21 protein-coding genes are annotated in these 23,046 nt (G+C 55.9%); 12 read left to right on the top strand and 9 right to left on the bottom strand.

What is annotated here, in order from left to right; genetic code table 11:
* Positions 1-49: 49 nt before the first annotated feature.
* Positions 50-1,720, top strand: coding sequence for a glycerol-3-phosphate dehydrogenase/oxidase (locus OZ410_RS04915; RefSeq protein WP_277706803.1), 1,671 nt, complete (start codon positions 50-52; stop codon positions 1,718-1,720).
* On the opposite strand, the gene OZ410_RS04920 is transcribed toward OZ410_RS04915, so the two are convergent.
* Complete coding sequence (locus tag OZ410_RS04920; RefSeq protein ID WP_420917745.1) at positions 1,717-2,706, bottom strand: NAD(P)H-dependent glycerol-3-phosphate dehydrogenase; 990 nt, start codon at positions 2,704-2,706, stop codon at positions 1,717-1,719. The two genes, OZ410_RS04915 and OZ410_RS04920, sit on opposite strands and share 4 nt — an antisense overlap.
* 138 nt (positions 2,707-2,844) lie before the next feature.
* Here OZ410_RS04920 and OZ410_RS04925 point away from each other — a divergent pair, with 138 nt between their 5' ends.
* The gene (locus tag OZ410_RS04925; protein WP_277706805.1) at positions 2,845-3,765 is read left to right on the top strand and encodes a nicotinic acid mononucleotide adenyltransferase; all 921 of its coding nucleotides are present in this window, start codon (positions 2,845-2,847) and stop codon (positions 3,763-3,765) included.
* Between the two features lie 72 nt (positions 3,766-3,837).
* On the opposite strand, the gene OZ410_RS04930 is transcribed toward OZ410_RS04925, so the two are convergent.
* Positions 3,838-4,689, bottom strand: a complete 852-nt coding sequence (locus OZ410_RS04930; protein ID WP_277706806.1) for an AraC family transcriptional regulator — start codon at positions 4,687-4,689, stop codon at positions 3,838-3,840.
* A gap of 143 nt (positions 4,690-4,832) precedes the next feature.
* On the opposite strand from OZ410_RS04930, the gene OZ410_RS04935 reads away from it, so the two are divergent.
* Positions 4,833-5,801, top strand: a complete 969-nt coding sequence (locus OZ410_RS04935; protein ID WP_277706807.1) for a phytanoyl-CoA dioxygenase family protein — start codon at positions 4,833-4,835, stop codon at positions 5,799-5,801.
* 12 nt (positions 5,802-5,813) lie between these two features.
* Here OZ410_RS04935 and OZ410_RS04940 read toward each other — a convergent pair whose 3' ends face one another.
* From OZ410_RS04940 to OZ410_RS04950, 3 genes are read right to left on the bottom strand one after another with little or no spacing between them, the layout of a single operon-like run.
* Positions 5,814-6,296, bottom strand: a complete 483-nt coding sequence (locus OZ410_RS04940; protein WP_277706808.1) for a c-type cytochrome — start codon at positions 6,294-6,296, stop codon at positions 5,814-5,816.
* A gap of 41 nt (positions 6,297-6,337) precedes the next feature.
* Entirely contained in the window at positions 6,338-7,300 is a 963-nt protein-coding gene (locus OZ410_RS04945; protein WP_277706809.1) for a YheT family hydrolase, read from the bottom strand.
* Positions 7,301-7,348: 48 nt separating this feature from the next.
* On the bottom strand, positions 7,349-8,320 hold the full coding sequence (locus OZ410_RS04950; protein ID WP_277706810.1) for an NAD(P)H-dependent flavin oxidoreductase: 972 nt from the start codon (positions 8,318-8,320) through the stop codon (positions 7,349-7,351).
* Positions 8,321-8,423: 103 nt separating this feature from the next.
* On the opposite strand from OZ410_RS04950, the gene OZ410_RS04955 reads away from it, so the two are divergent.
* Positions 8,424-8,900 (top strand): acyl-CoA thioesterase, encoded by a 477-nt coding sequence (locus OZ410_RS04955; RefSeq protein WP_277706811.1) that lies wholly within the window; start codon positions 8,424-8,426, stop codon positions 8,898-8,900.
* Here OZ410_RS04955 and OZ410_RS04960 read toward each other — a convergent pair.
* The 3 genes from OZ410_RS04960 to OZ410_RS04970 are packed head-to-tail and all read right to left on the bottom strand — an operon-like array spanning position 8,875 to position 10,884.
* Positions 8,875-9,777, bottom strand: coding sequence for a DMT family transporter (locus tag OZ410_RS04960; protein ID WP_277706812.1), 903 nt, complete (start codon positions 9,775-9,777; stop codon positions 8,875-8,877). The two genes, OZ410_RS04955 and OZ410_RS04960, sit on opposite strands and share 26 nt — an antisense overlap.
* Positions 9,774-10,127, bottom strand: coding sequence for an arsenate reductase family protein (locus OZ410_RS04965; protein ID WP_277706813.1), 354 nt, complete (start codon positions 10,125-10,127; stop codon positions 9,774-9,776). Before OZ410_RS04965 ends, OZ410_RS04960 begins: the two co-directional genes overlap by 4 nt.
* Positions 10,128-10,131: 4 nt before the next feature.
* Complete coding sequence (locus tag OZ410_RS04970) at positions 10,132-10,884, bottom strand: DUF3298 and DUF4163 domain-containing protein (RefSeq protein WP_277706814.1); 753 nt, start codon at positions 10,882-10,884, stop codon at positions 10,132-10,134.
* A 119-nt stretch (positions 10,885-11,003) separates the two neighbouring features.
* Here OZ410_RS04970 and OZ410_RS04975 point away from each other — a divergent pair, with 119 nt between their 5' ends.
* The 8 genes from OZ410_RS04975 to OZ410_RS05010 all read left to right on the top strand — a co-directional run bounded on the left by OZ410_RS04975 (position 11,004) and on the right by OZ410_RS05010 (position 22,140).
* Complete coding sequence (locus tag OZ410_RS04975) at positions 11,004-12,164, top strand: cystathionine gamma-synthase (protein WP_277706815.1); 1,161 nt, start codon at positions 11,004-11,006, stop codon at positions 12,162-12,164.
* Positions 12,165-12,315: 151 nt separating this feature from the next.
* A complete protein-coding gene (gdhA, locus tag OZ410_RS04980; protein WP_277707171.1) occupies positions 12,316-13,659 on the top strand; it encodes an NADP-specific glutamate dehydrogenase in 1,344 nt (447 codons plus the stop codon).
* Between the two features lie 89 nt (positions 13,660-13,748).
* Positions 13,749-14,468: a DNA repair protein RecO gene (gene recO / locus OZ410_RS04985; RefSeq protein ID WP_277706816.1), complete on the top strand. Its 720-nt coding sequence runs from the start codon at positions 13,749-13,751 to the stop codon at positions 14,466-14,468.
* Entirely contained in the window at positions 14,452-16,881 is a 2,430-nt protein-coding gene (locus tag OZ410_RS04990; protein ID WP_277706817.1) for a TonB-dependent receptor plug domain-containing protein, read from the top strand. The genes recO and OZ410_RS04990 overlap by 17 nt, the downstream gene beginning before the upstream one ends.
* A gap of 129 nt (positions 16,882-17,010) precedes the next feature.
* Positions 17,011-20,412 carry an isoleucine--tRNA ligase gene (ileS, locus tag OZ410_RS04995; protein WP_277706818.1) on the top strand — a complete coding sequence of 1,134 codons (3,402 nt, stop codon included), beginning with the start codon at positions 17,011-17,013 and terminating at the stop codon, positions 20,410-20,412.
* Positions 20,413-20,416: 4 nt separating this feature from the next.
* Positions 20,417-20,800 carry a TraR/DksA family transcriptional regulator gene (locus tag OZ410_RS05000; protein WP_277706819.1) on the top strand — a complete coding sequence of 128 codons (384 nt, stop codon included), beginning with the start codon at positions 20,417-20,419 and terminating at the stop codon, positions 20,798-20,800.
* Positions 20,801-20,864: 64 nt separating this feature from the next.
* Positions 20,865-21,455 (top strand): DUF4097 family beta strand repeat-containing protein, encoded by a 591-nt coding sequence (locus OZ410_RS05005; RefSeq protein WP_277706820.1) that lies wholly within the window; start codon positions 20,865-20,867, stop codon positions 21,453-21,455.
* Positions 21,456-21,519: 64 nt separating this feature from the next.
* Entirely contained in the window at positions 21,520-22,140 is a 621-nt protein-coding gene (locus OZ410_RS05010) for a lipoprotein signal peptidase (RefSeq protein WP_277706821.1), read from the top strand.
* Here OZ410_RS05010 and OZ410_RS05015 read toward each other — a convergent pair.
* Positions 22,137-22,700: a 5-formyltetrahydrofolate cyclo-ligase gene (locus OZ410_RS05015; protein ID WP_277706822.1), complete on the bottom strand. Its 564-nt coding sequence runs from the start codon at positions 22,698-22,700 to the stop codon at positions 22,137-22,139. The genes OZ410_RS05010 and OZ410_RS05015 overlap by 4 nt on opposite strands.
* Positions 22,701-23,046: the final 346 nt, after the last annotated feature.

Genomic DNA, 23,046 nt, shown 5'->3' on the forward strand with positions numbered 1-23,046 from the left:
CTATTGGCAGGCGAAGATATAATCGTAATTTTAAGGAAAAACCAACGCTATGGAAAAGCCCTTGCCGTTTTCCGCCCGGGAACGCGCCCAGCAAAAGGAACAGCTGAAAAAGGAAACCTTCGACCTGATTGTGATCGGCGGGGGGATAACGGGGGCGGGCATTGCCCTGGATGCCGCGTCCCGCGGCCTCAAAACCCTGTTGCTGGAAAAGGGGGATTTTGCTTCCGGGACCAGCAGCAAGTCTACCAAGCTCATCCATGGCGGGCTGCGCTACCTGAAACAATTCGATTTCTGGCTGGTGAAGGAAGTGGGCTCCGAGCGAGCCATCGTACACCAGCTGGCCCCGCACCTGGTCCTGCCCGAGAAGATGCTGCTCCCCCTGATTGAAGGGGGTTCCTACGGGAAATGGCTTACCTCCATCGGGCTGAAGGTCTACGACCTGCTGGCCCAGGTATCCGGGGATGACAAACGGCAGATGCTGGACAAGAAGGAAGCCCTGAAGATAGAGCCCCTTTTGCCCAGGAAAAAACTGAAAGGGGCCGGATACTACGCGGAATACCGGACAGATGATGCCCGCCTTACCATTGAGAACATCAAAACGGCCCTGGCCCATGGGGCGGTAGCCCTGAACTATATGCAGGTAGACGTATTCCGCTACGGAGAAGACGGGCGCGTGGCAGGGGTAGTGGCCACGGATATGCTGGACGATTCCCGCCTGGAGATAGGATCGGCTTACGTGATCAATGCGGCCGGGCCCTGGGTGGACGAATTGCGCGGGGTAAACCGCAGCAAGACCGGCAAGCGCCTCCATCTGACCAAGGGAGTCCACCTGGTCTTCCCCTATGAAAAACTGCCCGTGAATCAGTCGGTGTACTTCGACGTGCCGGACGGGCGCATGATTTTTGCCATCCCCCGCGGCCGCGTGACCTATGTAGGCACCACGGATACCAACTACGACGGCGACAAGGACCGGGTGGAAACCGACCTGGCCGATGCCATTTACCTGATTTCTGCGGTGAACAATATGTTCCCTTCCATAGAACTGGAACTCTCGGATGCGGAGTCTTCCTGGGCCGGGTTGCGGCCGCTTATCCACGAGGAAGGGAAATCCACATCAGAACTCTCCCGGAAAGACGAAATCTTTACTTCGGACAGTGGCCTGATCAGTATAGCAGGCGGAAAACTCACCGGCTACCGAAAGATGGCCCAACGGACGGTGAACCGCGTGGTCGGTGAAATGGAGGAACAAGGCCGCAAAGGGATAAAGCCCTGCACCACGGACCAGATTCCGCTTTGTGGCAATGGGTTTAAAAAATTCAAAGCGGTAGGCAAATATATAGATGAGGTAGCGGCTGTCCTTAAGCCCTATGGGCTGGAACGCCGCCTGGCCTGGCGGTTGGTGACCACCTACGGAAAACAGGCCGATGCGATCCTGGAACGGTTTAACCGGCTGGAATCCGAAACCGATGCCTCATGGCGCCTGATGCGGGCAGAGCTGGACTTTTGTATGGACCATGAAATGGTCCACAACCCCATGGATTTTCTGATCCGGCGTACCGGACGCCTCTACTTTGATATTGGTGCCGTGCGCCGGTATCTGGATGCGGTGGTGGCCTTTTGCGGGGAGAAGTCCGGACAGCCAGCCAAGGTGCAGCAAGGTTGGAAAAAAGCTATGGAGGAGGCCCTGCACAGCCATTCCCATTTTTCGCTGGAGGGCTAGCTGAGCTGGTCTGCCAGGTCCCGGAATACGGCTTTGGGGTTCCTGCCCTGGTACAGTACTTTATAGACGGCGTCAATGATAGGGGTCTTTACCTTTTTCTCGAAACCTTCCTTGATCTCATAGGCGCTTTTGGCGGCGTAATACCCTTCGGCCACCATATTCATTTCCATCATAGCGCTTTTAACCGTATACCCTTTTCCGATCATATTCCCGAACATGCGGTTCCGGCTGAAAATGGAATAGCCGGTTACCAGCAGGTCGCCCAGATAGGCCGAGCGGTTAATGTTGCGGTCAATATTGTAACGCCTTTTGGTGTAGCGCTTCATCTCCCGGATGGCGTTGCTCATGAGCACGGCCTGGAAATTATCCCCATAACCCAGGCCATGGGCTATCCCTGCGGCAATGGCATAGATGTTCTTGAGCATGGCGGCGTATTCCGACCCGATAATGTCTGAGGAAACCTTGGTTTTGATGTAACTGCTGGAAAGGGCACGGGCAACCTGGTTGGCCCGATCCTTATTGCTGCAGGCAATGGTGAGGTAGGAGAGTTTCTCCAGGGCCACTTCCTCGGCGTGGCATGGGCCTGTTATGACCCCGATCCGGTCGTAGGGGAGGTCGTATTTCTGGTGGAAATGCTCGCCTACAATCAGGCCGCTTTCCGGTACGATGCCCTTGATGGCCGAAAACACGGCTTTTCCCTCCAGGGAGGCAGTAAGCTTGGAGAGTTCGGTTTCCAGGAAGGCGGAGGGAATCGCAAAAATGAGCAGGTCGGCCCGGGTAACCGCTTCGTCCAGGTCCGAGGTCAGGTGCAACCGGCTGGTATCGAAGGTTACCGAACTCAGGTAATTGGGATTGTGCCCGTGCTCGCGTATATGCTCCAAAGCATCAGTATTGCGCATATACCAGCACACCTCGCTCAGGTTTTCACAGAGCATTTTAACAATGGCGGTGGCCCAGCTGCCCCCGCCCAGGACGGCAAATCTCATCTGATTTTCCACGTTCGGGTTTTGTCCCAAAAGTACTTAAAATTCGGGAGGCGGGGGGGTCGGGTGCGGGTTGTCTTTTCACTTTGGCATGTCTCTTGTATAGGTATGGGCAGGAACTAAAACCTTTTCGCCATGAGAATGAAAACTACCCTTGTGATGCTCCCGGTACTGCTCCTGGCCCTGGCCTCCTGTACCGCGGAAATATGGATCGAAGACGACTATGTGGCCGAAACGCCCTGGCAAACCCAGGATGCCCTGGAGGCCTATGACCTTTGGTATGTGGATGTGAATGCCACCCGGGGCTTGGGGGAAATCCCTTTCCTGCAGGCAGCCTTTACCCTGAGTTTTGACCGTGGGGTCCTGAAGGCCAACAATAACCTGGTTGGGATTGGCAAGACCGGTTACGGCCTGGGAATTCCTGTGGGCACCTATGCCCCGCTTAGGGGGGTGGTTTCCATTGCCCACGACCTGGACGGCCTCTGGGAACTGGAGGTTTTTGTAGAGGGCCCCAACGTGATTTCCCTCTACCATGCACCAACGGACACCTCCTATGTGCTTCGGGGGTATAGCCGGGCCGGGTTTGATTACGACGCCTTGTTCTATGACAATATCCATTACTTCCTGCAGGAGTACGAGGCCTGGGAGAAGGTTGAAACCAGCCTGGAGGGCGTGCCCAATGCCTTCGACCAGGAGCAGTGGCTTCAGTTCCTGCCGGACGGGCAGGGGGACTTCTTTCGTTCCTCTACGGATCCCGCAGGGTTGTCCCTGTCCCAGCTGGTTTGGGATTATACCGGGGGATACCAGGTATTTGACGTGCCGGGGAACCCCGATATGAAAACTTTAACGTTGGATTACGATTATATGGGCAATGAATACTTTGAGCTCTACGTTATAGATGATGCCGCCATAGCCCTGTACCATCCGGAAAGCGAAACGCTTTACCAGTTCAGGGGGCGCGGATTCCAGACCATCCTGAAAGATTCAGGGTTGGCACGGAAAAAGAGAATAGCGCGGAAACTGCCCCTTATGGATGTTGAAAGACAATGGCCGCGCGGATAATTTTTTGGTTGGTTAATTAGTTGGAAGCCGCCCCAGGCCCGGATGCAAATCCGTGTTACGGGGCGGTTTTATTTACACCGTTGCCCGCCTTGATTTCCTAAACCCGGATGGGGTTTGCCCGGCAATGGCCTTGAAGGTCCGGTTAAAATAGGAAAGGCTTTCGAAGCCACAGGCAAAACAGGCCTCGCTAACGGTATGCCCGGCCAGGAGCATGCGCCGGGCGTGGGAAATGCGGTACTGGTTCAGGAAGGTCACAAAGGTGCTGCCCGTCTCCTTTTTGAAATACCGGCAAAAGGCTTCCCGGCCCAGGTGGCATTGTTCAGCCATTTCCGCCAGGGTGATGCGGGTGGCATAACGTTCTTCCACAAAGGCGTGGATGGTGCGCAGCCGCTCCTGGTTCCGCTGCTTAAATCGATTCACATACGGGCTGCTGTGCAGCAATTCGAATTCCGAACTTCCCGAAAGGGTATAGAGGGTTTGCAGGATACTGGTAAAACGGGCAAACCCGTCCATGGCATACCATTGCTTCATGGCACGTGCCGCCGTTTCCCGGGTCTTTCCATAAAAGGCGATCCCGTACTGAGACAATTGCAGCAATTGGCGGATCCGTCCCATTTCAGGATAGGTGTCCAGGACGACCTGTTTAAAATCGGGTTTGATGTGCAGGACCTCGTGTACATATTCGCCCTGCACCCCGTAATCGAAATTGAGGTGGGGGATATTGGAACCGATCAGGACCAGGTCTGCCTCCTGGAAATCAGAAATGTGGTGCCCCACATGGCGGGTGGCATTAGCGCCTTCCAGGTAGACCAGCTCAAATTCCGGGTGAAAATGCCAGAAAAAGAGGTCGCCCAGCCGGGGGCTGTGCATCAGCCGAAAGGGGGAATCCGAGCCGCCGCCAATGGTCTCTAACTGCACTTTCATCTCATGAAAGTAATAATATTGTCCAATTTAATACTTATTGTCTTGATAATAGTCAATATAATACAAGTAACCATCAATATTGCGGTAGCCTTGCAATCCTCCGGGAAGTACTTTTATCCTCAAACCCATTAAACCTCAGCCCTATGCAGCCCGATAAAATCGAAATGGCCAATAAGGCCCACCAGGAAATCCCCGGAAACCCTTCTACTGCTACTAGCAGCACCCGGAAACTGAATGACCGTTCCAATGGCGCCCCCTTGCGGGTACTCACCGAAGCGGACTGGGACTTCTGGATCACCAACGGGTATATTGTAATAAAAGGGGCGGTACCGAAAAGCCAGGCCCGGGCCACTGCAGATTTCCTCTGGGAGTTCGAGGAAAAGGACCCAACCAACCCGGAGACCTGGTATACGCCCCCAAGGGCCGAAATGAAAATGAAGGAACTCACCGGGACGGGGATGGTGGAGGTCTACAACCACCAGCTGCTCTGGAATAACCGCCAGACCCAAAAAGTATATGATGCCTTTGTGGATATCTGGGGCACGGAAGCCCTATGGGTGACTATTGACCGGGCCAACCTGAATTTCCCGCAGCGCCCCGGTCATGAACGCAAAGGGTTTATCCACTGGGATTACGACCCGGAAACCCGGCCGCAGAATGTACAGGGGGTGCTGGCCCTGGCAGACCAGACCGATGAAAACATGGGGGGCTTTCAGTGCATTCCCTGGCTTTATCGGAATTACGACAGCTGGAAGCTTACCCAGCCCGAAGACCGGGATCATTTTCAGCCCGATATTTCAGGCCTGGAAGACAAGATTGTAAAAGTAAAGATGGAAGCGGGAGACCTGCTGATCTTCAACAGTACCCAACCCCACGGAATCCGGCCCAACCGTTCCGGGAACAAGGTGCGGATGGCCCAGTATATTTCCATGATGCCTGCAGAACCCGAGAACGATGCGCTGCGCCAGTGGCGTATCCATTCCTGGAAAAACCGCGTAGCCCCGGAGGGTTATGCCTTTCCGGGAGATCCCCGCAACTGGGAACAGACCAAATATAAAACTGCCGAGCTTAGCGGGCTCGGCAGAAAACTCCTGGGGCTGGACCCCTGGTAATACGCGATCAGGTTAGAGGGTACGCAGGTATTCCGCCACTGCGCGGGCCTCTTCCTGGGTAAGGTTTTGATTGAGCATGATGGCATTGTTGTATTCCTTCAGCAAGGCCTGGGCAATAGGGTCTTCCTTCAGCATGCCGTCCGGATTGAGGATCATATTCATTACCCACTCCGGGCTGCGGCGCTCGTATACTCCTTTCAGGGCCGGCCCGATCATGCGCTGTTCTGCCTGGTGGCAGGCGGTACAGATGGTGTTGAATTTTGCCTCCCCCTGTGCGGCGAGTTCCGCATCAATTTCGGCCGGGAAAGACACTTCCGTAACGGGGCCCACGCCCTTGTTGCTGAGGTCTACCGGGACGCCGTCCGTGGCCTGGGCAGCCGGGGCCTCCTTCTTGGTGCGGCTCATTTCAAAACCGTCGTCCTTTTTTTCCTCCTTTTTTTCGCCACAGCCTACAACAAGCAGAGTCAGGGCAAACAACGTCCAAATTTTATTCATGGCTTCCTAAATGATTAAGGCACTAAGATAAGAAATAGGTTTTAGAAAAGGCCGGTCAGGAATTCCAGGGCGCGCACTTCGTTGTAGTAGTATGCATGGCGTTGAACAAAGCCCACGTGCCCCCCGTTTTCCGGGATTTCCAGGGTGAGCAGGGGGTGATGCGCACATACCTCCTCCGGATAGCAGGCGGGCCCCAGGAAGGAGTCGTTACGGGCGTTTAGCAATAGGGTAGGACGGTCAACATGCCTAAGCCCCGGCAGGCTGCTGCATTTTTTATAGTAGTCCATGGCATCCCGGAATCCGTGTGCTTTGCTGGTGTACTGGTCGTCAAAATCCTGCAGGCTGCGGATACTCCGGATCAGGCCATCCGGGAGTCGGTCCGGGAACAGCCTTTGTTTTTCGCGCAATTTGGCTTTCAGGTTTTTCAGGAAGCGCCGGGCGTACAGGGCATTTTCAGCCTTATTCAGCTGCAGGAGGGAATCGTGCAGGTGTACCGGGGCCGAAACGGCCACGGCGCCCTTAATCCTTGCCGTGAGCGGGCCGCTTTCCCCCAGGAACTTCAGCAGGAGGTTGCCGCCCAGGCTGAACCCCTTGAGGAAAAGGGGGGCGTCCGGATATTTACGGGATACGTGCTGCACTACAGCTTCCAAATCTTCCGTGGCCCCGGAATGGTAGGAGCGGTACAGGCGGTTGGGGGTGCCGCTGCAACCCCGGAGGTTCACCGCGCAAATGCGGAAGCCCGAGGCCGAAAACAGGGCTGTACTCCCCATCATATAAGGTCGCTGGGCATGGCCTTCCAGGCCGTGCAGCAGGATCAGGATGCCACGTTCGGGACCTTGGGGGGCTGTCCAGTCCAGGTCCAGGAAATCCCCGTCGTCCAGTTCCAGGCGCTCCCGGGTCTGCGGGGCCGGCAGGACCCGGCGCAACAGGGCGGAATATATGGTGGCGAGGTGCCCATTGGCAAAGGGCCAGGGCGCCCGGTAGCTGGAAGGGGTCAGTGGCATGGCGCGCAGGGATTGCCCATGGGGGTAAGGGAAGTGAACATCTGGGGTTTAACGGTATCGGGACAAGCGTGCAGCCTGAGTTTCCAGGGCCGCAATAAACTCTTCCCGGAGCTGTTGTACCAGAGCCTCCACGGGCAGTACCTCATGGATGCTGGTCACGCCCTGCCCGGCAGACCAGATGGTTTTCCATGCCTTGGCCTCGGTGTCCAGTTCCTTGCCGAAGTCAATTTTGGTATTCTGCCGGAGGTCTTCTTCCGTAAGGCCCGCAGCCTTAAGGCTTGGCCCGAGAAAGTTGGCCGGAACCCCGGAAATGGCTGCCGTGTAAACGATGTCCCCGGCCCCGGCCTCGATGATCATCTGACGATAGGCTTCCGGGGCTTGAGATTCGGAGGTATTGATAAAGCGGGTGCCCATATAGGCCAGGTCTGCTCCCATTTGCAGGGCGGCGGCCACATCCTGCCCGGTGCTGATGCAGCCGGAAAGCAGGAGGGTCTTGTCAAAAAAGGAGCGCACCTCTGCCAGCAGGGACATGGGGTTGAGCGTCCCGGCGTGCCCGCCTGCCCCGGCAGAGACCAGGATCAGGCCGTCCACCCCGGCTTCGGCCGCTTTTTCCGCATGCCGCTTTTTTATGATGTCGTGAAAGATCACGCCCCCGTAACTGTGCACGGCATTCACCACTTCGGACACGGCGCCCAGGGAAGTGATAATCAGGGGGACCTTGTGTTTAATACAAAGTCTCAGGTCTGCCTCGAGACGTGGGTTGGTGGGGTGTACAATCAGGTTTACGCCAAAGGGAGCCGCCTTGCGTCCCGTTTCCTTTTCGAAGGCATCCAGGGCCGTCCGGATTTCCACCAGCCAGGCTTCAAAGCCTTCACTGCTGCGTTGGTTCAGGGCGGGAAAAGTACCCACAATCCCGTTTTTGCAGCAGGCGATCACCAGTTCCGGATTGGAAATGAGGAACATGGGGGCGGCCACAATGGGCAGGGAAAGGGAATCGATAAATGGGGCTTTCTGGCTCATACGTTTGGTGTATGGGCTAAAAGTAAGGATTATTTAAAGTGCGGGCCACCTCCGGGTTGGCAATTCCGCCTTACTTTTGCCCGGAATATAAAGCCCGTAACCCATGTACCTGAAGCCTTTTGAAGTACGCTGGAGCGATTTGGATGCCAACCGGCACATGGCCAACAGCGCCTACATTACCTTTATGAGTCACACCCGCATGGCCTTCCTGCAGGAGCATGGCTTCGGGCACAAGACCCTGGTGGACCACCACCTGGGCCCGGTCGTCTTTTACGAGCACATGTATTATTTCCGCGAGGTGCTGCCAGGGGTGCCGGTTCGGGTATCCCTGGAGGTACAGGGCCTGAGTGCCGACGGGATGTTTTTCGAGTTCCACCACAATTTTTACGACGACAAAGGAACCCACCTGGCCCATTGTGAAATGATGGGTGGGTGGATAGACCTGGACACCCGGAAATTGACAGGTTTGCCCCAGGACCTGCTGGAACGCTTCGAGGCCCTGGAAAAAGGGGATGCCTTTAAAACGCTCACCCGGGAAGACACCCGCCGCTACTTTAAGCGGCCGAAGGACCTGGTTTAGGCTTGCGGCTGGCCAGATAAACGCCCGCCAGAACCAGGAAAGTAGCCAGGGCATTGAGCAATCCGAACTGGTCCTGCCCGCTGAGCACCGCAAAGGCAATGCCGATAACGGGCTGGGCATAAATGAACGCACTTACCGTTGAAGCCTTGAGCTGGGTTAGGGCGTAGGCGTTACAGAGGTAGGTCATAAAGGTGGTCCCCACAATAACAAAGGCAATGGCGCCAAAGCCTTGCGCCGGTATCTCCCGCCAGGGAATCTCCAGGACTTCCGGCAGGGTGAGTGGCAGGTTAATTACCACGGCTACCGTAAAAAGCCAGCGCAGCAGCACCAGGGGGTGGTATTTCTCGATGAGTTTCTTCGCTACAATCAGATACAAACCATAAAAAGTAGCATTCACCACGAACAGGACATTCCCCATGGGGATGTTTGGCGCATTGAGGCCTTCGGCTTTGTTCATAAAGATCAGCGCCAGGGCCCCGGCCATTCCCAGGGCTATGCCCAGGGCTTTTACCCAGGTAACTTTTTCCCGGATCAGGAAAAAGGAGAAGGCGACTACAATAATGGGGGTTGTGGTTACCAGGACCGAACTATTTACCGGGGTAGACAGTTGCAGGCCTTTGAAAAAGGCCAGCATATTGATGACCATGCCAAAAACGGCGCAGAGCAGTAGCCGCCCCCAATCCCGCTTTTCGATCCGTTGCCTGGGCCCAAAGGGGGCAATGGCCCAGAGCAGGGCGGCTGCCCCGCTTACCCGCAGCAGGATAAACCCAAACGGTTGCACGTAATGGGGCATCACGCTTTTGGCAATGGTATGGTTCAACCCGTAAATGGTCGTGGCCGTTAAGGCCGCCAGGATGGCCAGGGTGCGTTTGCTCAAGGTTTGAGGGCTTCGGCTGCGGCGGCAACGGTTTTCTTGGAATTCCCGATAAATATCCGGTTGCCCAGTACGATAACCGGCCGCTTCAGGAAGGTGTAGTGTGCCAGCAGCCATTTCCGGTAATCGGCTTCGCTGAGGTCCTGCTCGTGCAGCCCGTTTTTACGGTAGAGCTGGGCCCTTTTGTTAAAGAGGGCTTCATAACTGCCCGCCAGGCTATGGAGGGCGTCCACCTGCCCGGCATTCAGGGGCTGGATCTTAAGGTCCTGTAATTCAATTCCCGGGCCGGGCTGCAGGGTTTGCAGGATGCGTTTACAGGTATCGCAAGTGCTCAGGTAAAAAATCTTATTCATGGGTTCAGGGGTTGGGTTGGGGGCGGTACGCTTCGGTTAGGTAGGGTATGGCCTGGTCAAACGGGATCAGGACTTCCAGGGGGCCGTCCGCAAAAGAAGCTACCTCGTAAGGGTTGTAGTATAGCAGGACGCCTTCAGGCAGGAAGCCGAAGTTTTCCGGGAGGTGGAAACGGTCCCCTTCAAACATAAACCCGGTACTGTTGATGGGCGCTTCTGCTCCAATGCCATAGGTGGCCCTGAAGGCGGATTCCGCCAGTTCCCGGAAGCCGGCAGGGTCCAGCAGCAGGTCTTCCGCGTCCAGCTCCTCAGCGCGCCCCTTGTCAAAGTTCAATAGAATGCGGTGCGAAAGCCCGTGAGCCCCACCCGTAAAGACATAGCCGTCCAGGGAGAGGGTAAGCAGGGCGGCACTTTCATATTGTACAAGTCCTTCTATGGTAGCTTCCCACCCCATGGTTTCCTCGGGAAAGGCAGCTGCCAGTTCCCGGTAACTTTCCCCAAAGCCGCTAATGGCCTCTTCGATGGTGGCGGCGGAGTTGGTTTCCCGGTAATCCAGCCAGGCAATCACCTCCTCGGCCTGTACCCGGTGTACCGCCTCTGCCAGGGGATTTCCCTCCGGGCCTTCCGGCAGGGCAATGGTCACCTGGGGGCACTGGGCGCAGAGGGGGCCTTCATAGGTTGTGGCCTTCCAGTCAAAAGCCGCGGGGTCCTGGCATTGCCAAAGGAACCCCAGTAACAGCATCCCCAAAAGTGTTCTCATACCGGGCAGCGTATTTTCCCCAAAGGTACAATTTTGGGATGGGCCGCCCGGCGAACGCCAAAGGAAAAGGTTGGCGGGCCACGCGGAGAATGCTAGCTTTGTGTTAAGTACAGAAGCAAATGAAAAAAGACCTGAAATTCAATTCCCTCACCATCCATGGGGGGCAGGAGCCAGACAAAGCTTACGGGGCCGTGATGCCGCCCATCTACCAGACCTCTACCTTTGCCCAGAAATCTCCGGGGGCACACCAGGGGTATGAATATTCCCGGAGCGGCAACCCCACCCGTCATGCCCTGGAGCAGGCCCTGGCCAGTATAGAAAAGGGAGCGCATGGCCTGGCTTTTGCCAGTGGTCTGGCTGCCATGGATGCCGTGCTAAAACTTTTGAAGCCCGGGGATGAGGTTGTGGCCACCAACGATCTCTATGGGGGCAGTTACCGCTTGTTTACTAAAGTCTTTGAACCCCTGGGGATTCGCTTCCGGTTCGTAGGGATGCGGGACCTTGCAGCAGTGGAAGCGGCCATAGGGGAACGCACCCGCCTGCTTTGGGTGGAAACCCCAACCAACCCCATGATGAATGTGGTGGACATCCGCGCCATGGCGGCCCTGGCCCGCAAGGCGGGGGCCATGCTGGCGGTGGACAACACCTTTGCCACCCCGTACCTGCAGCAGCCGCTGGAACTGGGTGCGGATATTGTAATGCACTCGGCTACCAAGTATCTGGGCGGGCATAGCGATGTGGTAGCCGGCGCCCTGGTCGTTCGGGATTCCGGCCTGGCCGAACGGCTTTATTTTATACAGAATGCCAGCGGAGCGGTTTGCGGTCCCATGGACAGTTATCTGGTGCTGCGCGGGATCAAGACCCTGCATGTGCGCATGCAGCGGCATTGCGAGAACGGGCGTGCCGTGGCCGAATACCTCCGGGACCATCCCATGGTGGAGGCCGTGTACTGGCCGGGGTTTGCGGACCACCCCAACCACGATGTAGCCGCATCCCAGATGCGGGATTTTGGGGCGATGATTTCCTTCCGGCCCAAAGGGGCGCGTTACGAAGATGCCGTGCGTTTTGTGGAATCCCTGGAAGTCTTTACCCTGGCTGAGTCCCTGGGCGGGGTGGAAAGCCTGGCCGGGCACCCGGCCAGTATGACCCATGCGAGTATCCCTAAAGAAGAGCGGGAGAAGAGCGGGGTAACCGACGCCCTGATCCGCCTGAGTGTGGGTATCGAGGACGCTGCCGACCTGATCGCAGACCTGGAGGCCGCCCTGAGACAGCTGGGGTAGGATTGTAAATTCCGTATTTCAGGGGGAGGATCGGCAAATTATTTTATCAAATTTTCAAAATTATATAGTTTGAATTTTGGAAAACCCATAATTTTGCCCTGATATTATTAATCCTTTAATTCACTAATCCTCAGATCGCGATATGTCCGATATGAATGCCAAAATTGAAGCCTTTATGGAGGAGGTCAAGGCCCGCAACGGCCATGAGCCCGAATTCATTCAGGCCGTGCAGGAGGTAGCCGATACGGTTATCCCCTACATTGCACAGCACGAAATCTACAACGGGAAGAATATCCTGCTTCGCATGGTAGAGCCCGAGCGCCTGATTTCCTTTCGGGTGGCCTGGGTGGACGACAAGGGGGAAATCCACGTGAACCGGGGGTACCGGATCCAGATGAATTCCGCCATCGGGCCGTACAAGGGCGGGCTGCGCTTTCACCCTTCTGTAAATGCGAGCATCCTGAAATTCCTGGCCTTCGAACAGGTGTTCAAGAACAGCCTCACTACCCTGCCCATGGGCGGTGGGAAAGGCGGGTCGGATTTTGACCCCAAAGGCAAATCGGACGATGAGGTGATGCGGTTCTGCCATGCCTTTATGACGGAGCTCTGCCGCCACATAGGCCCCAATACGGACGTTCCTGCCGGAGACATTGGGGTGGGTTCCCGCGAGGTCGGTTTCCTATTCGGGATGTATAAGAAGATTCGCAACGAATTTACCGGGGTACTCACCGGGAAAGGCCTTTCCTGGGGGGGGTCCAAAATCCGTCCGGAGGCTACGGGCTACGGAACGGTATACTTTGCCGAGAACATGCTGAAGACCCGGGGCGAAGAGATCGAAGGCAAAAAAATTGTGGTTTCCGGTTCCGGAAACGTGGCCCAGTACGCCGCCGAAAAAGTTCTGCAACTAGGGGGCAGGGTCCTGACCCTTTCCGATTCCGGAGGTTACATTTACGATAAGGACGGGATTGACGAAGAAAAGCTGGCCTGGGTGATGGACCTGAAAAACAACCGCCGTGGCCGGATTTCCGAATATGTGGAAAAATACCCCAACGCCACATACCACAAAGGGGAAACCCCCTGGGGCGTACCCTGCGACATTGCCCTGCCTTGTGCCACCCAGAATGAACTGGATGGGGACGATGCCGCAACCCTGATTAAGAACGGATGTATCTGCGTGGCGGAAGGTGCCAACATGCCTTCCACCCCCGAAGCGGTCCACGCTTTCCACGATGCCCGTATCCTGTTTGCCCCCGGAAAGGCATCCAATGCCGGCGGGGTAGCCACCTCGGGCCTGGAAATGTCCCAGAACTCCCTGCGGATCAGCTGGACGCGCGAGGAAGTGGACCAGCGCCTGCGCGCCATCATGTCCGACATCCACGACGCCTGTATCGAATACGGCAAGGAGGAAGACGGGTATTGCAATTATGTGCGGGGCGCCAACATTGCCGGCTTTGTAAAAGTAGCCGATGCCATGCTGGCCCAGGGCGTAATCTGATCTCTTATTTCGGTATAAATAGCAAATCCCCGGCCGCGAGGCCGGGGATTTTTATTGGCCTATCTTTGGGTTAGATTCTATAAAAATCCATGTCTCAGGTTACCCGCGCCATTGTCCTTTCTGCCTTGAAATACGGAGACAGCAGCCTCATTGTAAAGCTGTTTACCGATGCCCAGGGCCTGCAAACCTTTATGGTCCGGGGGGTGCTGAAGCCGCGTAAAGGCAAATTCAAGGCCGGGCTCTTCCTCCCCCTTACCCAATTGGAAATATCCGCTGCGGCCCCACCTAAAGGCAAAATGGGATACCTGCGCGAGGCGTCAATAAGTTACCCGTATGTGAGCATCCACACGGATGTGCGTAAGAGCAGCGTAATTATGTTCCTGTCCGAGATACTGACCCAAAGCATCCGGGAAGAGAGCCCCAACCCGGAGTTATTCCAGTACCTGGAGCACACCCTTCAATGGCTGGATCACCAGGACCATGTAGCCAATTTCCACCTGCGGTTCCTCCTGGGGCTTACCCGCTACCTGGGCTTTTACCCGGACCAAACCGATGCCCATGCCCCCTACTTTGACCTGCAGGAAGGTGCTTTTGTACAGTCCCAGCCGCTTAACCCCATGCTGACCGGGGAATTGCTTGAGGATTTTAACGAATTGTTAGGCACGAAATTTGATGCATTGGAACGTGTAAAATTGACACAAAAAAGAAGAAGGGCCCTGATAAAAGCCCTGGTTCTGTATTTTCAAATACATTTGCACGGTTTTAGGGAACCAAGGTCCCTGGACGTTTTAGATGAAGTGTTTTCATAGGCAATTCTTAACGGTTCTTTTCCTGGCCCTGGTAGGCATCGGGGGCCTTTCTGCCCAAGAAATACAGGTGCGTGACGCCCAGACCGGCGAACTCCTGGGGGATGTGGCCATCTATAACCTGGACCGCAGTGCTACGGCCATCACGGATGAGCAGGGGCGTGCCCGCCTGGATGCCTTCCAGCGGCGCGAGCGCGTATTTTTCCGCCACCTGGGGTATGAGGCCCTGGAGCTTACCAAAATGGCCATTGTCCGGAATGGCGGGCAGGTGAATATGAACCCCAAACGGCAGCAGTTGCAAGAGGTCATTATGTCGGTTTCCAAATGGGAGCAACAACGGCGTGAGGTGCCCCAGCGGATCGAAACCGTGACCCAGCGCGATGTGCTGCTGGCCAACCCCCAAACCTCGGCCGACCTGTTGCAACAGACCGGAAAGGTATTTGTGCAAAAAAGCCAGTACGGAGGAGGTAGCCCCATGATACGCGGCTTTGCCACCAACCGCGTTTTGTTGTCGGTCGATGGGGTCCGGATGAACAATGCCATCTTTCGGGGAGGGAACCTTCAGAATGTGATTTCTATCGATCCGCTTACCGTCCGCAAAACCGAAATCCTGTTTGGCCCCGGCTCTGTGATTTACGGCAGCGACGCCATAGGGGGGGTCATGAATTTCTATACCAAAAACCCCCGTACCTCCGAAGGGGACAGCATACAGGCGGGCGGCAACCTGCTGCTGCGGACCGCAAGTGCTGCCGGCGAATTGACCCTGCACGCCGAGGCGGAAGTGGGGTGGGAGCAATGGGCAACCCTGACCAGTGTAACCCTGAACCACTTCGGGGACCTGTTGATGGGGTCCCACGGGCCGGAAGAATACCTGCGTCCCCGTTACATTTTGACCTCCAATGGCATTGACCGGGTGCTGCAGAACCCGAACCCCAGGCGTCAGGTGCCCAGCGGCTACGAACAGACCAGCCTGATGCACAAATGGGTGTACCGCCCGAGCCGGAAATGGTCCTTCGATTTGGGACTGCATTATTCGGCCACCTCGGACTATCCCCGTTACGACCGGCTGATCCGCCCCGGGAACAACGAAGCCGGCCTGCGATCTGCCGAATGGTATTACGGCCCGCAGAAATGGTTTATGGGCTTGTTGCGCGCGCGCCAGCAGGGCGGGGCAACTTTTTATGAAGGCCTTAAAGTGGGGGCGGCCTACCAGTTCTTCGAGGAAAGCCGCAACGACAGGAATTTCGGGGACAACATCCTGTACCGCACCCGCGAGCAGGTAGACGCCTATTCCCTGAACCTGGACCTGGAGACCCGTAAAATGGGGGATCTCCGCCTGTATTACGGGTTGGAATACATCGGGAACCGGGTGCATTCTACAGGGTCGCAGCGGGATATTGACACCGGGGTTGCCCAGGCCTCTGCCTCCCGTTATCCGGACGGCGCCCGCTGGCAGAGTGCAGCGGGGTACATGAATGCCACCTACCGGGCCAAACCCAACCTGACCCTAATGTCCGGGATGCGCTACAACCACGTCTGGATCCGTGCCGCCTTTGACGACGCTTTTTACGACTTTCCTTTCCAGGATGCCAACCTGGACAATGGTGCCCTCACGGGCAGTCTGGGCCTGAGCTGGTTTCCGGTTCAAAACACCCAGGTTACCCTGAACGGTTCCACGGGTTTCCGGGCGCCGAATATTGACGACATCGGCAAGATTTTCGATTCCGAACCCGGTTCCGTGGTGGTACCCAACCCGGACCTGGAGCCGGAGTACGCCTACAATGCCGAATTGGGATTGCGCCAGAACCTGGGCGACCGGCTTATCCTGAGGGGCACGGCCTATTATACCTACCTGGTGGATGCCCTGGTGCGGCGGGATTTTACCCTGAACGGGGAACGGACTATCGATTACAATGGGGAGCCCAGCAATGTGCAGGCCATACAGAATGCAGCCAAGGCTTATGTTTACGGCTTTGAATTCGGGATGGATGCCACCCTGAGCGACCACCTGATGCTGGTGGGCAACCTGACCCTTACCGAAGGGGTGGAAGAGGACGACGACGGCAACGATTCGCCTTCCCGCCATGTGGCCCCTACCTTTGCTGACCTACACCTGAAATGGAACCGCTACCCCTGGAAATGGGATTTCTTCCTGAACTACAACGGGGAGATTCCCTACCGGGACCTGGCCTTTTCGGAACGCAGCAAGACCTTTATCTACCTGCAGGACACCGGGGGCAACCCCTATTCCCCTTCCTGGTATACCCTAAATTTAAGGGGGTCTTATACCTTTAGTGCCTTCCTGGAACTCACTGTGGCCCTGGAAAACCTTACGGACCAGCGGTACCGGCCATATTCCTCAGGGATAGCCGCTCCCGGGTTTAATGCCGTAGCCTCCATGAGGCTCCGATTTTAAGGGTTTCATAACCCCTGCCGAACCGGCATGCACCCACGGGCGTATATTCTGGTTATTTGCCCGCCCCAGATTTCAGTAAAATCACTAATTTTGCGCACTTTAACTGCTCGACCTATACCGAAGCGCCCGATGAAGTTTAAAGAATACAAGCAATTGGACCTGCCCGGGGTAGCCCGGGAAATCCTGGCATTCTGGAACCGGGGCGGGATCTTCGAAAAAAGCATCGACATCCGTCAGGATGGCAAGCCCTATGTTTTTTTTGAAGGCCCCCCTTCCGCCAATGGCCGGCCGGGGATCCACCACGTGATGGCACGAACCATCAAGGACATCTTCCCCCGTTATAAAACCATGAAGGGTTACCAGGTGAAGCGCAAGGCCGGGTGGGATACCCATGGCCTGCCCGTAGAACTGGGCGTGGAAAAGGAGCTCGGGATCACCAAGGAAGACATCGGGGGCAAAATCAGTATAGCCGAATACAACGAGGCCTGTAAAAAGGCCGTGATGCGGTATACGGACGTCTGGAACGAAATGACGGAGAAAGTGGGGTATTGGGTGGATATGGACGACCCCTATATCACCTACAAGCCCAAATACATGGAGACCGTCTGGTGGCTGCTCAAGCAGATATACGACAAGGGGTTGCTCTACAAGGGCTACACCATTCAGCCGTACTCCCCCAAGGCGGGCACGGGCCTCAGCTCCCACGAGCTGAACCAGCCAGGCACCTATCAGGACGTCACCGATACTACGGTAACCGCCCAGTTTGAGGCCGTGCAGGAAACCTTGCCGGACAGCCTGAAAGGAGACGGCAGCCCGGTGTATTTCCTGGCCTGGACCACCACCCCCTGGACCTTGCCCTCCAACACCGCCCTTACCGTAGGCCCGAATATCGAATACGTACTGGTTCAGACGTACAACCAGTATACCCATGAGCCTATCCGGGTGATCCTGGCCAAGGCTCTTCTGGGGAAGCAATTTACCGGGAAATACCAGGAGGTGGATGCAGGCGAGGCCTGGCCGGAATACACTGCAGATGCCAAGAAAATCCCATATCGGGTCTGTTCCGTTCACGCGGGAAGGGACCTGATCGGGGTGCGCTACCACCAACTGCTGGATTACGCCCAGCCCTACCAGCACCCGGAGGATGCCTTCCGCGTGATTGGCGGGGACTTTGTGACCACCGAAGACGGAACCGGGATTGTACATACCGCACCTACCTTCGGGGCGGACGATATGCAGGCTGCCCGCGCAGCCGAACCGCCTGTGCCCCCCATGCTGGTGCTGGACGAGAACGGTAACCCCGTACCCCTGGTAGACCTGCAAGGGCGCTTCCGCCCGGAAATGCAGGAGCTGGCCGGACGCTATGTGAAGAACGAATACTATGCCGAAGGCGAGGCCCCGGAGCGTTCCGTAGACGTGGAGCTGGCCATTCGCCTTAAGATGGAGAACAAGGCCTTCCGGGTCGAGAAATATACCCACAGCTATCCAAATTGCTGGCGAACCGACAAGCCCATCCTCTATTACCCCCTGGATTCCTGGTTTATCCGGATCACCGAGGTACGGGACCGCATGTTTGCCCTGAACCAGGAGATCAACTGGAAGCCCAAGTCCACAGGGGAGGGCCGCTTTGGCAACTGGTTGGCTTCTGCCAACGACTGGAACCTTTCCCGCTCGCGGTATTGGGGTATCCCCTTGCCGGTTTGGCGTACGGAAGATGGTAAGGAAGAACGGATCATCGGCTCCGTGGCCGAACTCAAGCAGGCTATGGAAGAAGCCGTGGCTGCCGGTTTTATGGAAGCCGACCTCTTCCCGGACTTTGTACCCGGAGACATGACCGAGGCCAATTACGAAGCCATTGACCTGCATAAAAATATAGTGGACCAGGTGGTGCTGGTATCGCCCTCAGGACAACCGATGCGGCGTGAAGCGGACCTGATCGACGTATGGTTCGACAGCGGCTCCATGCCTTATGCCCAATGGCATTACCCGTTCGAAAACAAGGAATTGATCGATTCCGGGGCCGGCTTCCCGGCAGACTTTATTGCCGAAGGGGTAGACCAGACCCGGGGTTGGTTCTATACCCTGCACGCCATAGCCACCATGGTATTTGATTCCGTGGCTTACCGCAACGTGGTCTCCAACGGCCTGGTGTTGGATAAGGAAGGCAAAAAGATGTCCAAAAGGTTGGGCAACGCCGTGGACCCCTTTGAAACCATGGACGAGCATGGGGCAGACGCCACCCGCTGGTACCTGATTTCCAATGCCAACCCCTGGGACAACCTGAAGTTCGATATGGATGGGGTAGTGGAAGTTAAGCGGAAGTTTTTCGGCACCCTCTACAATACCTATTCTTTCTTTGCCCTTTATGCCAACATAGACGGGTTTGCGTACCGGGAACCCGAAATCCCGATCGGGGAGCGGCCGGAAATTGACCGCTGGATCCTTTCCGAACTCAACAGTCTGATTACCCGCGTAGACCAGGCGTACGGGGAGTATGAGCCCACACGTGCGGCCCGCGCCATCTCCGATTTTGTGCAGGAACACCTCAGTAACTGGTATGTGCGCCTGTGCCGGCGCCGGTTCTGGAAGGGGGATTATGGGACGGATAAGATCTCTGCCTACCAGACCCTGTTTACCTGTTTGAAAACTGTAGCCCAACTGGGGGCACCGGTGGCGCCTTTCTATATGGACCAGCTCTACCGGGACCTGGTGGGTGCAACTGTCCTGGAAGGTGCGGAAAGTGTACACCTGACCGATTTTCCCGTGGCGGACCCCGGCCTGATCGACAAGGCCCTGGAAGGACGTATGGAAAAGGCCCAGACCATTTCCTCCCTGGTGCTGTCCATCCGGCAGAAGGAAAAAATCAAGGTACGCCAGCCCCTGCAGAAGGTAATGATCCCGGTGCTGGACGCCCGGGAACATGAAGAAATCGAAGCCGTTTCCGACCTGATTCGCTCCGAGGTGAACGTGAAGGAGATCGAATTGCTGGACGATGCCTCCGGCATCCTCGTCAAAAGCATCAAGCCCAATTTCAAGACCCTGGGCCCCAAGTATGGGAAGGATATGAAAGCCATAGCCGCAGCGGTGGCCCGGATGGGCCAGGAGGAGATCCAGAAAATAGAGCGGGAAGGCGAAATTGTACTCGAACTGGAAAATAAAAACGTTATTTTACAGTTTGAAGACGTAGTGATCAGCTCCCAGGACATTGAGGGATGGCTGGTGGCGTCTTCCGGGGCCGTTACGGTTGCCCTGGACATCACCATAAACGAAGCGCTGCGGAGCGAGGGCATTGCCCGCGAGCTCGTGAACCGGATTCAGAATCTCCGCAAGGAGTCCGGCTTTGAGGTGACCGACAGGATCGATATTACATTTTTAAAGAACGAAACCGTGGAACAGGCGGTGCGAAAGAATTTGCAATACATCAAGACAGAGACCCTGACTGCGGACCTGCAGTTTGAAGAGCAGCTGGATGAGGGTACGGCAATTGCCTTTGATGGCATCAGCACCCGGTTGTTTATCCAAAAACACTAAGACTATGGGAGAAGATATCAAAGTACGTTATTCCGACAAGGACCTCGAGGAGTTCCGCGTACTCATTGAGCAAAAAATTGAAAAGGCCAAAAACGACCTGGAATTGCTCAGAAGCGCCTATATGAACGACGGCAACAACGGCACGGACGACACCTCGCCCACTTTTAAGGCTTTTGAAGAGGGGTCCGAAACCATGAGCAAGGAGGCCAATACCCAGCTGGCCATCCGGCAGGAGAAATTTATCCGGGACCTGAAGAACGCCCTGTTGCGGATCGAAAACAAGACCTACGGCATTTGCCGGGTTACGGGAAAACTCATCAACAAGGAACGGCTGAAGCTGGTTCCGCATGCCACCCTGAGCATTGAAGCCAAGAACATGCAGAAATAACACTAAACGCCTCCCGGGGCGTTTTTTTGGCTGGTTTACGCTGGCCTTTTGGGGCTGCCTCCTTTTGGCCCCCAGCCTTTTTTATGCGCAAAAGCGGGTTAACCTGGCCCTTCCGGACAACACCCTGACCGGGATCGTTATCGACGCCGAACAGTGTTTCCAGGTGGTGCTGGAAACCGGGGATCCCGGGCAGGTGGTGGTGGAAGCCGAAATGGAAGGGGAATACCAGGGCGATATCCTGGTCAAAACCGAAATCCTGGGCAACACCCTGCACATCGGCACCGGGTTCTCTCCCATTTTTGAACGACCCAACGACAAATTGAGCGCCCACAAGGTCCTTTCCGTCCGTTTGAGGGTACACCTCCCGCCCCGGCAGTCCGTTACGGTAAACGGGCAGCGGGCCGAGATTCGGGCACGGGGCGACTACCGAAACCTGACCGTACGGGTGGTGGATGGCAGTTGCCAGCTGCGCCATACGGCGGAACAAACCCGGGTACAAACGGGATCTGCCCGTATAGAAGCCTGGGTGGAACGGGCAACGGTGGAGGCCTACTCCAGAAGCGGGGAGGTGCGGGTAGACCCGATTCCCGACGGAAACGGGCAATGGGTGCTCAGCAGCCACAGCGGCGACATCCGGGTGAACCGGCAACGGTAGGCTTGTTCCCGCGCGCATCCTTTGAAAGAATATCCCTATTTTTGCCCGGACCCAAATGAAGTAAATGCGCATCCGATATTCCCTCCTGTTGATCTTCGCCGTTTTGTTGATTGACCAGATCAGCAAATTTTATGTCAAGACCCATTTTCGCCTGGAGGAATCCGTAGAGGTGTTTTCCTGGTTTAAGATCTATTTTATCGAAAACGAAGGGGCGGCCTGGGGAACGAAGCTCAGCGACCTGCTGCCCCTGCAGGAACGCACCGCCAAGTTGCTGCTGACCCTGTTCCGCCTGCTGGCCATCGGGGGCATCGGATACTGGCTTTGGGACATTTTGCGCAAAGGGTATAACAAGACCCTCCTGCTGGCCGTAAGCCTTGTGTTTGCGGGGGCGGTAGGAAACATTATCGATTCCCTCTTTTACGGCCTGCTCTTTGACCACAGTATGAACCAGGTGGCCACTTTTTTGCCGGAGGAACCCTACGACGGCCTGTTTTACGGCAAGGTGGTGGATATGCTCTATTTCCCCATTATCGATAGCCAGTGGCCTGAATGGGTGCCTGGCCTGGGCGGAAAATCCTTCCGCTTTTTTGCCCCGGTTTTTAACGTGGCGGATACGGCCATCAGCACAGGTGTGGGCATCCTCTTATTCTTCAACAAGCGGGCTTTTGCCAAGCTGGAGGCTTAAAACGCATAGGTTTTTTTCGGAGTAACGCAGTAGTGCATCTTCAGGTCCTGGGGGTGCAGGTCTTCAATGGGCTCCGTTAGGGGGCCAAAAAGTGATAGCCCCACGCGCATGGCATCCGGCCGGGCCTGTGTCAGGAAACGGTCGTAGTACCCACCCCCGTAACCCACCCGGTACCCCCGGGTGTCGAACGCCAGCAGGGGCAGGAAGATGACGTCGGGCAGGGTTGCGGCTACCTGGGGCGCCCCTTCCGGCTCCGGGATACCCCAGGCATTGATGGCCAAGGCCGTGGACTCCTCATACCGGTGATGGGTAAGTTCGCCCCCCGGGGCTACCCTGGGCACTACAATGTCTTTATGGCGGTCGCGCAGCAGGCTGATCAGGAAACGCGTATCGATTTCCCGCTGGCGGGCAATACTCAGGAAAAGATGGAAGGTTTGTGCATGCCAGAGGGGGAGTTGCAGGCACTGTTGGGCGATGGCGAAACTGCCATCCTCAAGATGTTGGTCGGAAAAGGTCCTGCGCAGGGTCAGGTACTCGGATCGCAAGGCTTCTTTGCGCATTACCGAAAATTATAACCGCCCCGCAGGGTTGGCATTATTCCTTGGTGGAAACCGCGAAATATACCTTGAAAAAGAGCATGAGGATAAGGTACATGCCCAAAGTGATCAGATAATAGTCCATTGTTTAGCCCAATTTTGACTCTTTAAAAATAAGGAAATTTAAAGTAAACATTACTATAAACGGTATCATAAAATCGATGAAATGCACGTTTTTAGCATTTTGTTAACCATTTACGCATAATGTTGAAACAAAAACACCTGCCGCATATGCCCCATAAAACATTGAAAATCAATACTCAAGACCTGAATCTGGCCAAATCCTTGATTTTTTGACCGTTCTACAAAA

Source organism: Robiginitalea aestuariiviva (assembly GCF_029537735.1).
Taxonomy (GTDB): Bacteria; Bacteroidota; Bacteroidia; order Flavobacteriales; family Flavobacteriaceae; genus Robiginitalea; species Robiginitalea aestuariiviva.

Excerpts from the sequence above, each read along its gene's own strand:
- OZ410_RS04915 (WP_277706803.1), top strand. The coding sequence starts at position 50 with ATGGAAAAGCCCTTGCCGTTTTCCGCCCGGGAACGCGCCCAGCAAAAG.
- OZ410_RS04920 (WP_420917745.1), bottom strand. The coding sequence starts at position 2,706 with ATGAGATTTGCCGTCCTGGGCGGGGGCAGCTGGGCCACCGCCATTGTT.
- OZ410_RS04925 (WP_277706805.1), top strand. The coding sequence starts at position 2,845 with ATGAAAACTACCCTTGTGATGCTCCCGGTACTGCTCCTGGCCCTGGCC.
- OZ410_RS04930 (WP_277706806.1), bottom strand. The coding sequence starts at position 4,689 with ATGAAAGTGCAGTTAGAGACCATTGGCGGCGGCTCGGATTCCCCCTTT.
- OZ410_RS04935 (WP_277706807.1), top strand. The coding sequence starts at position 4,833 with ATGCAGCCCGATAAAATCGAAATGGCCAATAAGGCCCACCAGGAAATC.
- OZ410_RS04940 (WP_277706808.1), bottom strand. The coding sequence starts at position 6,296 with ATGAATAAAATTTGGACGTTGTTTGCCCTGACTCTGCTTGTTGTAGGC.
- OZ410_RS04945 (WP_277706809.1), bottom strand. The coding sequence starts at position 7,300 with ATGCCACTGACCCCTTCCAGCTACCGGGCGCCCTGGCCCTTTGCCAAT.
- OZ410_RS04950 (WP_277706810.1), bottom strand. The coding sequence starts at position 8,320 with ATGAGCCAGAAAGCCCCATTTATCGATTCCCTTTCCCTGCCCATTGTG.
- OZ410_RS04955 (WP_277706811.1), top strand. The coding sequence starts at position 8,424 with ATGTACCTGAAGCCTTTTGAAGTACGCTGGAGCGATTTGGATGCCAAC.
- OZ410_RS04965 (WP_277706813.1), bottom strand. The coding sequence starts at position 10,127 with ATGAATAAGATTTTTTACCTGAGCACTTGCGATACCTGTAAACGCATC.
- OZ410_RS04970 (WP_277706814.1), bottom strand. The coding sequence starts at position 10,884 with ATGAGAACACTTTTGGGGATGCTGTTACTGGGGTTCCTTTGGCAATGC.
- OZ410_RS04975 (WP_277706815.1), top strand. The coding sequence starts at position 11,004 with ATGAAAAAAGACCTGAAATTCAATTCCCTCACCATCCATGGGGGGCAG.
- gdhA (WP_277707171.1), top strand. The coding sequence starts at position 12,316 with ATGAATGCCAAAATTGAAGCCTTTATGGAGGAGGTCAAGGCCCGCAAC.
- recO (WP_277706816.1), top strand. The coding sequence starts at position 13,749 with ATGTCTCAGGTTACCCGCGCCATTGTCCTTTCTGCCTTGAAATACGGA.
- OZ410_RS04990 (WP_277706817.1), top strand. The coding sequence starts at position 14,452 with ATGAAGTGTTTTCATAGGCAATTCTTAACGGTTCTTTTCCTGGCCCTG.
- ileS (WP_277706818.1), top strand. The coding sequence starts at position 17,011 with ATGAAGTTTAAAGAATACAAGCAATTGGACCTGCCCGGGGTAGCCCGG.
- OZ410_RS05000 (WP_277706819.1), top strand. The coding sequence starts at position 20,417 with ATGGGAGAAGATATCAAAGTACGTTATTCCGACAAGGACCTCGAGGAG.
- OZ410_RS05010 (WP_277706821.1), top strand. The coding sequence starts at position 21,520 with ATGCGCATCCGATATTCCCTCCTGTTGATCTTCGCCGTTTTGTTGATT.
- OZ410_RS05015 (WP_277706822.1), bottom strand. The coding sequence starts at position 22,700 with ATGCGCAAAGAAGCCTTGCGATCCGAGTACCTGACCCTGCGCAGGACC.